Here is a 12,310-nt window from a genome sequence, read left to right on the forward strand (position 1 = left end):
ACGACACTGCGAGCGGGAGCGAGTTCAGGGACTGCGCTGGCGGTCAGTTTCGCTCCCTCGACATACCAGTTGTCCCAGGCTGTTTGGATCTGGCGAAGCTCCGCATCGAGGGTTCGGGCAGACCGAGAACCGAGATAGTACTCGTACTTCTCCAACGGGAGGAAGGTTTGCAGACGCAGCATCCACCCCCTGCGTGAAGGCGAGGTTGCTGCTCATCACCTCCATCCCCGCGATCAACCTGTTCATTCCGGTCAAATAGTCGTCCAGTGCGGCCTTGGCCTGCATCGCAGCCGGGGAGGCCCACACCCCTCCAGTATTCGAACCACCGGGTGACGATTGCAGTAGCGGATCGTAGGCGCTCTTGAAAGCCGAGGATTGAGCCCGCAAGATGTCGGCCGCCTTCTTCCACGAGTCGGCGAAATACTGCAGCTGTGCCGGGATTTGCTGGCCATCGACGTAGTCGTAGTGGTCTGCAAACTCGTCCCAGGTGTAGTTTGCGCCCATATCGGCGTCGAGGTCTACTGCCGTGGGCTTGACTGTGACGCCATTGTGCTCGGCCAGCGTGTCGAGGCTCACCGCCTGGTCGGTGGCCGTCAACGTGTTGGAGTAGTCTCGCTGGGCCGAATGCGAATAGAACTCGTGCCCATACCTCGATGACGGGCGCCAGCCCGGCAGTTCGGCACCCTCGGACTGTACTGGAGCTCGGTTCGCATCGACGGTGAGCTTCAGAAAGGTCGACTGCGAATCCTCTTCCGCTTGGTTGTACAAGCGTCCGGCGATGACGAAGGTCTCGCCCATGTCGGTCAAAATCTTTCTGTGCCCACTTACCAGTCGATCGTCCAGATCGGCGGCGGCGGCATTGATCATTGAGGATAGCTGAGGGCCGGATGTCTTCAGATTCAACGGCTTCAGTTCGCGTGCGTTTGCCATGACGCCGACGGCCTCCTCGACCGCGCTGAGCATCGACGCGCATTCCGTTGCCAGCGTGGTAGCTACCGAGGGATCGAACGCGACGCCGAATGCGCCTTCTTGCGCCTGCTGCTTGAGACTCCCGCCCCAGACATTATTCGGATCGGCCACTCACTTCATCTCCCCCCGTTTGCTCGAGCCGAGGTACGTGACCCGGTTGTTCGGGTCTCGACATCCACCGCACTCCCGACCTTCCCGCGAGTAGAAGATGCCGCAGATGGTCAACCGGCGCAAGTTCGGCCCTGTGGTGTTCGCCTGCCATGTCTTAATGGCCTGACCGAACGATGCCGCACCCGTTCAGTCGGAGACGGAGCCACCCGGGCGTGCGCTGGTCAGGGCGGCCAGATTTTCGACCCGCTGACGGCCGCGCAACGCCGCCACCTCGGCTCCGCGCTGTCCCGCGTCGCCGAGACCGTACGACAGGAGATCACCGGGAGCCCCACCCACTGAGCTGATCTGGCACCGCCCGAACGCACCATACTGCCGATGATCGGGTGTTCCCCGACACCCCCCGCGCCGCGGCCAGCCATCAGGCTTCGCTTACCGGCGCGGCACTTCGCGACGCGATCGATGTGAAGTCATCGAGACCGTTGAGGCGTGTGTTCTGTGCCGCCCGGATCAACCAGCGCCCCGAGCGTCGCACGAGAACAGCAGTGAAGAGTCCGCGACGGTCCTCACCCGTGTATGCGCCGGGCAATACGTGACCGGGCCACAGCCATTCGGTGTGCACCAGCATCACGTCATCAGCGAGGGGCTGTAGACCGACGACCGTCTGGTGGTAGTTCTTCTTCTGCGCCAGAATGGATTCGGGTACGTCCAGGTGCCCACGCACATTCTCTTCCCGGGATCGCCACCAGACTCCCCGGTGCGTGATGAAGTCGCAGTCCTCGGTGAACAGCTCTCCCCATTCCCGCATCTCGTGCTGAATCCAGAGCTCGGTGTAGCGGTCGAACAGCTCTCGGATCTCCTCGGCGTCATTGTTCATGCATCGAATTGTTGAACCTCAACTTTAGTTAAGGTCAAGCTGGGCGAACTCATCGACAGTCGGGATGCATACATCCACTCTTGCCGCTGCCGATGGACGCGCTACCCAGCGTGGTCGAAGGCGACCTGAGCCCGGTACACAGGGTGTCCCCATCGATCCGATCAGTCCGGCAGGCAGGCTGTCTCTTGGGCAGGGAGGACGCCGTCTCGCAGGGTGACGCCCATATCGTCGGTTCAGGTATTCATCCTGGGTGGGGGATGTACCCTGGCTGCCGGTGGAGGGATTCGCGGGAACCGGTCCCTCCGGGGAGGGAAGTCCGACAGTGCGCAATGTCGTATCAGCCTGTGGTGCAACGAGTTCGGCGGTCCAGCGTGGCTGGTTGCACTCGTTTCTCATCGCGGTTTCGGCCGTGTTGTGCCTTACCGGCATTCCCATGGCGGTCGGTAGCGCGGAGCCGCTGCCAACTCCGCAGAACGACCCGTTCTACACCCCGCCGTCGGGCTGGGACTCGGAGGCGCCGGGTACCATCCTGAATTCGCGCCCCGTCGAGGTGGCCTCCTTGGGGCCACAGCCGCAGGACGCCGATTCTTGGCAGTTGCTGTATCGAACCACCGATACCGCCGGGCAACCCATGGCGGCCGTGACGACGGTGCTGCGTCCGCGAACCGGGCGCGTCAAAGGATTGATCACCTATCAGCCTGCCACCGATGCGTCGGCCCCGCAGTGCGCTCCCTCGTTCGTCCTCCGGCAGGGAGCGCCGGACAAGTACGACGCCAGTCTGGATTTCATCCAGATCGATCAGATGTTGTCGTCCGGTCACGCGATTTCCGTGCCCGACTGGGAGGGGCCGAAAGGGTCGGTGTTCGCGCCGAGGCAGCCGGGTTACGCCGTACTCGACGGTGTGCGCGCTGCCGAGCGTTTCGCGCCGCTCGGCCTGTCCGGCACCGATACTCCGGTCGCCGCGATGGGCTACTCCGGTGGGGCGATCGCGACCCGTTGGGCCGCGCAGGTTCATCCGACCTACGCCCCCGAACTACGACTGGTCGGTGTCGCCTTGGGCGGTTGGACAGCACCCATCGGCCCCTACCTGGTGTCGCTGAATGCCGGTCCGTTCTCCGGTTTCCTGCCGTCGCTGCTGCCGGGCATGATGCGCGCCGATCCACGGCTGGCGGCGGCCTTCGACACGCATCTGACGCCCGCCGGGAAAGCTCTGATGGCCGCCGGTGACAGCAAATGCGTGACGCCGAATGTGGCGCAGCACGCGTTCCTGAACATGGACGACTACCTGACGATCCCTTTCTCGCAACTGTTCGAGCAGGTCCAGGCATCGTTCGCCGACCTGGACTTCGGCCCCGTGGCACCGACCGCGCCGCTGTTCCTCTATCACGCCGTACACGACGAGATCGTCGACATCGCGCCGACCGACCGGGCGGTGGCACAGTGGTGCGCATCGGGAGCGCGGATCACTTATACGCGGGACCGATTGAGCGAGCACGTCAGTCTCGCAGTCAGCGCGATCCCCGCGGCCCTGCGCTGGATCGACGACCGGCTGGCGGGGCGGCCCGCGCCAGTCGGTTGCTCGACGCGGACGGTGCTGTCGATGTCGCTGGGTGGTGCATAGCGCGCGGTCGGGCGACCACCGTGTTCGGAAGTCCGTCGGCCACATGGCTCGGACCGGGGCCCGAAGAACGGCCTCGGACTGGGCCGGGTGTGGTCTGCGGGGTGCCCGGCCGACGTCCGTCTTCCGTGACCTGCTGTGCGTCAGTCCGGCAGCCAGTGCAGCTCGTGTGCCAGGGTTTTGGCGACGGTGCGGACGCGGCCGTGCAGTGGTGACTGCACACGCGGGGGGACCAGGTGGATCGTCAAGGGGGTCCGCCCCGCAGCGGTCGCCAGGTGAGACCGGCCGGTTGTGTCGTGATCGCGGTTTCACTGGCCGGGGCGAGGTTCAGCCCGTCGAATAGGTCGCGCTGAGCCATGTCGAAAGAGGCTGCGGGCGTGTGGAATCGCGGGTGTGGACGGGCGTCGCGGAACAGAGCGGACAGCTGATCGTGAATCACGGGATTGGCCGTGCGGTCGGGGAGTCGCAGCGGATACGCGGCCGCATCGGCGATCTCGATCTCCGGGTGTTCGGCCAGCGGATGATGCTGTGCCAACTGGACCCCACCCGCAAACGCCGCAGCAGGAACCGGCGCCCGCCACGACCCGGCTGTTCACCACGGGTGATCCCCACATCGATGCCGCCGTAGGCGGCAACGCGTTCTACGACCTGACCGTCGATTGCTGGGGCCTGAATCGGCCGTTCGGTGGGGCTCCGGCGATCGGCCCGTACAGCTACACGGTTTCCACCCTGGCCAGTGGTCCGAACGTGACCGCTCACTGCGCCATGGGGGCCGGGATTGCCGGTGTGGTTACCAACGCCTACATCACCCCTCGCGACATCTAGAGTTGGTCGGGAGGGGGCTCGGGTCCGCGCCGCAGCGAGACGTACTCTTCTAGCCGATCACCGCGTCCTCTACGGCTGCTGCGTACCGCCGCCAGACCGCAGCTTCGAACAGTTATGCCCGGCTCGCACCGCGACAGCGGTAGCCACCGTTACGCCGATCAGCCCTGACGGCCCATACCAGTGCAGCGCAGAGGCCGCCGAACATTATGCCTCCAGCCAGCAAGATTCCCACGCCGACAATGACGGTAGCGAGCACAGGAGTACCGAAGCCGAAGTACACGGCGAACGGACTCGACAGCATTGCACCGATGAAGCCCCCGATGAGGGCCACGACGAGGACAGGCCGGTCTTTCATGGATCCGACTCTAGTCTTCGAGAAGTCATTCACTCCGTCCAGGAAACCAGCATCACAGACATCCGCACATGCCGCATATCGCGCTGCCCGAACCGGCCAGCGCGGACCGGGCGAAGGTCAACGGGCCGAGTTGATCTGGCACCGGCCGAACGCGCCACCCGGTCCAGCGGTAGTTCTACCGTTGAAGAGTGCGCTCCTGCGGGGACGACAGGCAGCGATCGGCGTGGCATTCGGCGTGCTGGTGGCAGATCTTGTGTGGGCGATGGCCACTGCTGCCGGGCTAACAGCCTTGCTGGTCTCCTCGCAGATCGCTATCGACATTGTGCGGGTAGTCGGAGCGCTGTATCTCCTGTACCTCGGTGTGCGGCTGGCGCTGTCGCGGAACCTCGCGGTGTTGGGTTCGGCTACGCAGGCGTCGACGGAGACCGATCGTCGGGGCGGACTGCTACGCAGTTTCGCGAGGAAGGTTGCGTCACCGAAGAATCGCGGGCGGCGACTGGCCTATAGCGCCGAGCTCGTCGAGTGCGAAGATCGGCCGACGGAACACTTGGCGATGAGTCGAGGTCCGAAGGGCGGAAGAGCTCTGTTTCACCGGCTTCCACCGCTCCAAGCGAATGCCAACGGATCGTTAATGCCCGGCCGTTAGCGTGCTTCGCGAGGGCCGATCATCGCAGGCCCGACCGTCCGGTGAAGGAGCGTGACGTGGCGGAGCAGGATCGGCAGGTGAGCGACAGCGTCTACGAGGTTCGGTTCGGCTTCGCCGTGCGGGACGTATCGACGATCGCCGTGTGCGCAGGATTCGCTCTTATCGGTTTCCTTCCCGACTGTCCGCTCCTGCTGCGGATCGCCTGCCTGGGGTTCTTCGGCGGGGGTGGATTGGTCTACCTGTACAAGATCCTGAACTTGACGTTGTCACGTCGTATCGCATTGCGTGTCGACCACACCGGCATCACCCTGGGCGAGTCTCCGATCCTCGGCGACCGCCAAGGGGCCGTGAGCGTTCCGTGGACGCAGGTCACCTCGGTTGCGGTGGTGACAGAACCTGGGCGCTATCCGTTGACCTACATCTGCCTGACGACGCGAGATCGATCATCGACATTGCCGAATCCGCCCGGCTCGTGGAGAGACGGCGTCCACGATTTCCGCACTCCGCTGCCCGGTCTGCTTTCGGCGAGTCGGCGGATCATCGGCTGGGAAGTGAATCGCACGCGATTGGAGCAAGCTGTGCAGCACAACGCTCCCGAGGTCGACGTGCTCTACTTCGGCTGATGACGTACGGTGAACCGCGCCTCAACAGTGCCAGCGTGCGCGACCTGTGGCGCAGCTGGTCGTGCGGGTATCCCCTCGCCCGCGCCACCACGACGGAACCTGAGGCCCGACGGCCGCGTCGGCGCCTCGCTCAGCTGCCTGGAACACCCGGGCGGCCACTGGTCAGGGCGGCCAGCTCAATGGTGACACGGGTGTCACCGACGGCCGGTGTCGCCTGTCCGGCATACTCGCCCGCATTCTCGTAGTGCTCGCCGATCAGCTGGAAGGCGGTGAGGCTCACCGGTTCGTCCAGGTCGATCAGCCAGTAGTGCGGTATCCCGACTTCGGCGTACTCGGCGAATGTGGTGACCCGGTCGGTGCGTCGACTGCCGTCGGAGAGAATCTCGACGACGAGAAATACGTCCGGCGGTGTCCAGCGTCGTAAACATCTGGCCAAACGCTACAGGGGCGACGCGGGCTGGCATGCCGGGCAGAAGTAGATGCCGCGGTCGGTGCGGGTGGGTTCGGTGGGGTCGGGGAGCAGGTGGACGACGAGGTTGGTGGCGCAGCGGGGGCAGGGGCGGTGTTGGCGGCCGTAGGCGAGGGCGCGCCATGGGGGGTGGTGGGCGGCTCGAGTGAGGACGCGGTGGGCCTCGTGCACCAGGGCGGGGAGGGCGTCGATGTGGGCGATCGGGGTGGCGGGGTGGACCTTGCGGAGGAAGCAGATTTCGCTGCGATAGATATTGCCGATACCGGCCAGGTTGCGTTGGTCCAGCAGGGCGAGGCCGATGGGCTGGTCGGGGTGGGCGCGCAGGCGGCGGAGGGCCTCGTCGGCATCCCAGTTCGGGCCGAGCAGGTCGGGGCCGAGGTGGTCGGTGGCGGTGTGTTCGTCGGTGCGGGGCAGCACTTCCACCAGTCCGAGGGAGAAGCCGACCGCCTCCGTGTCGGCGGTGGCGAGGATGAGGCGGGCGGTGAAACCCGGCTTGGTCCAGCGTTGTCCGGGGGTGTAGACGCGCCAGGCGCCTTCCATTTTCAGGTGGGTGTGGATGCTGAGGTCCGGGGTGCGGAAGAACAGGTGCTTGCCGTAGCTGCCGACGCTCTCCACCGGCTCGCCGCGCAGGTCCAGGGTGGCGTAGCGGGGTACGCGGAAATCGGTGTGGGTCAGCGTCTTTCCGGCCAGCGCCGTGCGCAGCCGCTTCGCCGCGAGGAAGACGGTGTCACCCTCGGGCATGACGGCACCGCGGGACGGTCACGGACGGCTCCGTAGTCGGAAACCGCGCGGGGTGGGGGCGAAGCCCGCCGAGGTGAGGAAGTCGGCGAAGGTGTTGCCGTGCACCGATTCCCCGTTCACTCGGTCGATGACCAGCGAATCGACGCGCCCGGCGTGCACGAGTCCGGCCAAGGCCCCGGCGGCGGCCGTGCGCGCCGCCGGATCCTCGGTGAAGGTCAGCAGCGTCTTGCCCCCGCGCTCCAGATACAGTGCCAGCTCCCCGCCCACCAGCACCACCAGCGCCCCGGCCTTCCGCCCCGGCCGATGCCCCGCCACCTCGGCCGCCGCCTTGGGCCACGGCAGCGCCGCCCCATAGGGATTCGCCGGATCACAGGCGGCCAGTGCGAGGGCGGCACCCAGCTCGGCGTGAGTTCCGGATCCGGTCGACCAAGTGGTGGGGGAGTCCGGCGCGTGCCCGAACGGGTGGGTGGCGGACGCACCTGACCGAGGCGAGGTCGACCGGGCGGTGACCTCGTTTGCGTGGGTGACCGCCATCGGGTCGAACGTCCCCGCTCGCGGCCCTGGTTCCGCTACGTCGGCGGCTGTTTCAGACCTGGCGGCGGTCGTGCGCCCCGGAGCGTCGGTCGTCGGGGCCGCGGCCCCCGCCGAAGCAACTGCCGTGGCGGGAGCCGGGTTCTCGGCACCTTCACCCGGATAGCGGATGCGGTCGGTTTCGTAGGAGCGCAGCCGGTCCACCACATCCGTGGTCGAGAACTGCGCGCCGCCCAGGGAATCCACGAAGTAGCCACGGCGGCAGCGGCCACGGTCCTCGAACTCGGTGAGCACCCGGTACATGAGGGCGAAGCCACCGGGTACGCCCTCGCTCTGGACCGAGCCGCGGGTGAGTACGCCGTAGCGTTCCAATAGGACGTCGGCGGTAGCGTGGGCGCGAATCGTATTGTCCGCCACCCGCTCCGGAAGCAGGGACCAGCGTCCGGCGACCCGGGGCGGACTGGTGCGGACCGGTGCGCCCGCGCGCGGGAGGTACATGCGTCCGCGCGGGGCGCGGCGCGGAGTGCGGTGCGCCGTGGTGGTGCGGGTGGTGCCGGAGAGCAACGCGCGCACCGGGGCGAAGGTGTCGCCGCCCACGTGGCCCGCCCACACCAGTTCCCACAGGGCCGTCACCACCGGCGACTCGTCCTCGATGCCGGTGGCCTCCGCCAACTGCCGGAAGAAGTACGCCCCACCGGAACTCGGCACCACCTGGCTGACGGCGGATTCGTCCGTACCCGGTGTCGTGGCCGCGCCGATGACGGTCGCGCCCATGGCGGTCAGCAGGCTGATGTGCACCTCGCCGAGTTCCAGTGCGTCGGGCGGCGGCAGGGTGAGGGGCGCTTGCTCGGCCGGATGCAGGGCGATCCAGCCGTCCTTGGCGGTGATCGCGCCGTGGCCGGACCAGAGGACCTCACCGGTGGCCAGGAGTTCGTCCAGCATGGCCGGGGTGTAGTCGCGCACCCGCGACGGCAGGATGAGCGATTCCCAGGCCGAGGCCGGAATGGGCACGCCCGCAAGCTGTTCCACCACCGCGGCGACACCGTCGACGCCGCGCAGCTCCCCGGTGCCGACATGCTGCCAGGCGGGCAGGAAACGTCCGAGAGCGGCGGTGGCGACCGGCTCCACCTCCTTGCGGGCGGCGGCCAGCGAGCGGCGGCGCAGGCGGCGCAGCACCTGGCTGTCGCACCATTCGGACCCCGCCGCGCCGGGCGTGAATTCGCCTTCCACCACCCGCTTTTCGATGGCGAGGCGGTGCAGGGCGGTCGCCGCCACGGCCGGGCCGAGTCCGAAGCGGTGCGCCACCGCGTCCAGGGTGAACGGCCCGTGGGTGCGGGCGTAGCGGCCGACGAGATCGCCGAGCGGATCGGCCACCGGTTCCACGAACGCCGCCGGAACGCCGATGGGCAGCGGCACACCGAGCGCGTCCCGCAGTCGCGCGGCGTCCTCGACCGCCGCCCACCACGACGATCCCGCGAAGGAGACCTCCAGCGCCCGATGGGTTTTCACCAACTCCGCGAACCACTCGCGCGGATCCTCGACACAGCGCAGCGCCGCCTCCTCGGCGGTGAGCGGCCCCAGCAGCCGCAGCAGGTCCGCCAGCCCCTCCAGATCCCGGGCGTGCCGCTCCGGGGTGAGCCGCTGCAATTCCCGCTCGGTCAGCTCCAGCACCGCCGCGTCGAGCAGTTCGCGCAGCTCCACCCGGCCCAGCAGCTCCGCGAGCAGGCTGGAGTCCAGCGACAGCGCGGCCGCCCGCCGCTCGGCGAGCGGGCTGTCGCCCTCGTACATGAACTGTCCGATGTAGTCGAACAGCAGCGAATTCGCGAAGGGTGACGGCGTCGCGGTCTCCACCTCGACCAGCCGCAGCTGCCGCCGCGCCACCCGGCTCAGCAGATCGCGCAGCGAGGGCAGGTCGTACACGTCCTGGAGACATTCGCGCACCGTCTCCAGCAGCATGGGGAAGTCCGGGAACTTGCGCGCCACATCGAGCAGCTGCGCCGCCCGCTGCCGCTGCTGCCACAGCGGGGCCCGCTTGCCCGGATCTCGGCGCGGCAGCAGCAGCGCCCGCGCCGAACACTCCCGGAACCGCGAGGCGAACAGCGCCGAGCCGCCCACCTGCTCGGTCACCACATCGTCGATCTCATCCGGTTCGAAGACGAACAGCTCCGCGCCGGGCGGCTCATCGGTGGTGTCCGGCAGCCGCACCACGATCCCGTCGTCCGACGGTGTCGGCGCGGCGTCGACCCCGAACCGCTCCCGCAGCCGCGCCCCCACCGCCAGCGCCCACGGCGCGTGCACCGGCAGCCCGTACGGTGAATGCAGTACCAGCCGCCAGTCGCCCAACTCGTCCCGGAACCGCTCCACCAGCAGCGTCTTGTCGGTCGGCAGCTGACCGGTCGCCGTGCGCTGCTCCTCCAGCAGCGCAACCAGATTCGCGGTGGCGTTCTCGTCCAGCCCCGCCGCCGCCGACACCTCCGGCACACTCAGCTCCGAGCCACCCGCGTTACCCGATGCCGACCCCTTGCGTGCGCGGCTCCGCCGCACGGTGGCGTTTCCCTCATCACCCCCGGTCACGTGCGCCGCGGTGGCGGCGCGGCCCGGCCCTCCGCGTCGTCCCGCCGACCGTTCGACCGCCTGCCCGGCCTGCCGCACGAATTCCCCCAGGGCCGCACCCAATTCGGCCGGGCGGCCCAGCGAATCACCGTGCCAGAAGGGCAGCCGCCCCGGCAGGCCGAAGGCGGGCGTGACCAGTACCCGGTCGAAGGTGATCTCCTCGATGCGCCAGCTGGTGGCTCCGAGCGCGAACACATCCCCGACGCGGGATTCGTACACCATCTCCTCGTCGAGTTCGCCGACGCGCGACGCCTTCTCGCCCACCATGAACACCGGGAACAGGCCGCGGTCCGGAATGGCCCCGCCGGAGGTGACCGCCAGGCGTTGCGCCCCGGGCCGTCCGGTGAGCGTCCCGGCGTCGCGATCCCACACGATGCGCGGGCGCAGTTCGGCGAACTCGTCGGACGGATAACGCCCGGACAGCAGGTCCAGCACCGATTCGTAGGCCGAACGCGGCAGTGCCGCATAGCTTCCCGTGCCCCGCACCACCTCGAACCAGGCATCGGCGTCCAGCGGCTCCAGCGCGCACGCCGCCACGGTCTGCTGGGCGAGGATGTCCAGCGGATGAGCCGGGATCTTCAGCTCCTCGATCTGCCCGGCCGTCATGCGCATGGACGCCACCGCGCAGTGGATGACATCGGTGCGGTGCTTGGGGAAGATCACGCCGCGCGAGATCTCGCCCACCTGGTGCCCGGCCCGCCCGACCCGTTGCAGCCCGCTCGCCACCGAGGGCGGCGCTTCGACCTGCACCACCAATTCCACGGCGCCCATATCGATGCCGAGTTCCAGACTGCTGGTGGCCACCACGCAGCGCAGCCGCCCGCTCTTGAGATCGTCCTCGATGAGCGCCCGCTGCTCCTTACTGACCGAGCCGTGGTGCGCCCGCGCCAGCAGCGGCGCGGCACCGTGCACCACCTCGGTCGACGGACCCAGTTGGGCGGGCGGCGCGTGCTCGGTATCCACCGCCTCCCCGAGCCGCGCCGCGTACGCCTCGTTCAGCCGGGCGGTGAGCCGTTCCGAGAGCCGCCGCGAATTGGCGAACACGATGGAGGACCGGTGCTCGAGCACCAGGTCCACGATGGCCTCGTCCACATGCGGCCAGATGGAGGCGGCCTCCCCGGACTCGTCCGGTTCGGTCATATCCGCCACCGGCACCCGCACGGTGAGGTCGAAGGTCTTGGGCGCGGGCGGGGACACGATGGTGATCGGGGCGTTGCCCACCAGGAACCGCCCCACCTCGGCGGGCGGTCGCACGGTGGCCGACAGCCCGATCCGCTGCGCCGGGCGTTCGGTCAGCAAATCCAGTCGGGCCAGTGAAAGCGCAAGGTGCGCACCGCGTTTGGACCCGGCGATGGCGTGCACCTCGTCCACGATCACGGTGTGCACCCCGCGCAGCGTCTCGCGCGCCGCCGAGGTGAGCATGAGGAACAGCGATTCGGGCGTGGTGATGAGGATGTCGGGCGGCGTGCGCTGCATGGACCGCCGATCCGCGGCACTGGTGTCCCCCGAGCGCACCCCCACCCGGATCTCCGGCGGCTCCGATCCCAACCGCTTGGCCGTCTGCGTCACCCCGACCAGCGGCGCGCGCAGATTCCGCTCCACATCCACGGCCAGCGCCTTCAGCGGCGAGATGTACAGCACGGAGGTGGTGCGCGGCCCCTCCACGGGCTCGCGTGCGGCCAGCCGGTCGATGGCCCACAGGAACGCCGACAGCGTCTTGCCCGACCCGGTCGGCGCGATGACGAGCGTGTGCTCCCCGGCGGAGATGGCCTCCCATGCCCCCAGCTGCGCGGCCGTGGGCGCGGGGAACGCGCCGTCGAACCACTGCCGGGTGGCGGGGGAGAACCGATCCATGCCCCCAGTCTGCACCCGGGCACCGACATCGTTCGGATACCGGCCGGTCACAGTAGAGCCAACGCCGGGCAATCGAAGTAC

The 12,310-nt window shown here is 68.2% G+C and carries 10 protein-coding genes; 4 read left to right on the forward strand and 6 right to left on the reverse strand.

Annotated elements, in window-relative coordinates; genetic code table 11:
* Positions 1 to 24: 24 nt before the first annotated feature.
* Together QMO76_RS07945 and QMO76_RS07950 are read right to left on the reverse strand one after the other, a co-directional pair.
* Entirely contained in the window at positions 25 to 1,080 is a 1,056-nt protein-coding gene (locus QMO76_RS07945) for a hypothetical protein (protein ID WP_306360529.1), read from the reverse strand.
* Between the two features lie 418 nt (positions 1,081 to 1,498).
* Entirely contained in the window at positions 1,499 to 1,954 is a 456-nt protein-coding gene (locus QMO76_RS07950) for an SgcJ/EcaC family oxidoreductase (protein ID WP_306360530.1), read from the reverse strand.
* 433 nt (positions 1,955 to 2,387) lie between these two features.
* Between QMO76_RS07950 and QMO76_RS07955 the strand changes: the two genes are divergently transcribed.
* Positions 2,388 to 3,575, forward strand: a complete 1,188-nt coding sequence (locus tag QMO76_RS07955; protein ID WP_306360531.1) for a lipase family protein — start codon at positions 2,388 to 2,390, stop codon at positions 3,573 to 3,575.
* 241 nt (positions 3,576 to 3,816) lie between these two features.
* Here QMO76_RS07955 and QMO76_RS07960 read toward each other — a convergent pair whose 3' ends face one another.
* Positions 3,817 to 4,107: a hypothetical protein gene (locus QMO76_RS07960; protein ID WP_306360532.1), complete on the reverse strand. Its 291-nt coding sequence runs from the start codon at positions 4,105 to 4,107 to the stop codon at positions 3,817 to 3,819.
* On the opposite strand from QMO76_RS07960, the gene QMO76_RS07965 reads away from it, so the two are divergent.
* From QMO76_RS07965 to QMO76_RS07970, 3 genes are all read left to right on the forward strand, one after another.
* Complete coding sequence (locus QMO76_RS07965; protein ID WP_306360533.1) at positions 4,101 to 4,397, forward strand: hypothetical protein; 297 nt, start codon at positions 4,101 to 4,103, stop codon at positions 4,395 to 4,397. The genes QMO76_RS07960 and QMO76_RS07965 overlap by 7 nt on opposite strands.
* Before the next feature lie 353 nt (positions 4,398 to 4,750).
* A complete protein-coding gene (locus QMO76_RS35300; RefSeq protein WP_372341917.1) occupies positions 4,751 to 5,398 on the forward strand; it encodes a LysE family translocator in 648 nt (215 codons plus the stop codon).
* 56 nt (positions 5,399 to 5,454) lie between these two features.
* Positions 5,455 to 6,021 carry a hypothetical protein gene (locus QMO76_RS07970; protein ID WP_306360534.1) on the forward strand — a complete coding sequence of 189 codons (567 nt, stop codon included), beginning with the start codon at positions 5,455 to 5,457 and terminating at the stop codon, positions 6,019 to 6,021.
* 130 nt (positions 6,022 to 6,151) lie between these two features.
* On the opposite strand, the gene QMO76_RS07975 is transcribed toward QMO76_RS07970, so the two are convergent.
* Genes QMO76_RS07975 through QMO76_RS07985 form a run of 3 tightly spaced genes read right to left on the reverse strand, consistent with a single transcriptional unit; the run spans position 6,152 to position 12,229 of the window.
* On the reverse strand, positions 6,152 to 6,457 hold the full coding sequence (locus tag QMO76_RS07975) for a Uma2 family endonuclease (RefSeq protein WP_306360535.1): 306 nt from the start codon (positions 6,455 to 6,457) through the stop codon (positions 6,152 to 6,154).
* 3 nt (positions 6,458 to 6,460) lie between these two features.
* A complete protein-coding gene (locus QMO76_RS07980) occupies positions 6,461 to 7,231 on the reverse strand; it encodes a DNA-formamidopyrimidine glycosylase family protein (protein ID WP_306360536.1) in 771 nt (256 codons plus the stop codon).
* Between the two features lie 18 nt (positions 7,232 to 7,249).
* Positions 7,250 to 12,229 (reverse strand): ATP-dependent helicase, encoded by a 4,980-nt coding sequence (locus QMO76_RS07985; RefSeq protein WP_372341918.1) that lies wholly within the window; start codon positions 12,227 to 12,229, stop codon positions 7,250 to 7,252.
* Between the last annotated feature and the right edge of the window lie 81 nt (positions 12,230 to 12,310).

It is taken from the genome of Nocardia sp. CC227C (assembly GCF_030767025.1).
GTDB lineage: Bacteria > Actinomycetota > Actinomycetes > Mycobacteriales > Mycobacteriaceae > Nocardia.

Bases quoted from the DNA above. Each gene is read 5' to 3' on its own strand.
- QMO76_RS07950 (WP_306360530.1), bottom strand. From the start codon at position 1,954: ATGAACAATGACGCCGAGGAGATCCGAGAGCTGTTCGACCGCTACACC.
- QMO76_RS07955 (WP_306360531.1), top strand. From the start codon at position 2,388: ATGGCGGTCGGTAGCGCGGAGCCGCTGCCAACTCCGCAGAACGACCCG.
- QMO76_RS35300 (WP_372341917.1), top strand. From the start codon at position 4,751: ATGGATCCGACTCTAGTCTTCGAGAAGTCATTCACTCCGTCCAGGAAA.
- QMO76_RS07980 (WP_306360536.1), bottom strand. From the start codon at position 7,231: ATGCCCGAGGGTGACACCGTCTTCCTCGCGGCGAAGCGGCTGCGCACG.
- QMO76_RS07985 (WP_372341918.1), bottom strand. From the start codon at position 12,229: ATGGATCGGTTCTCCCCCGCCACCCGGCAGTGGTTCGACGGCGCGTTC.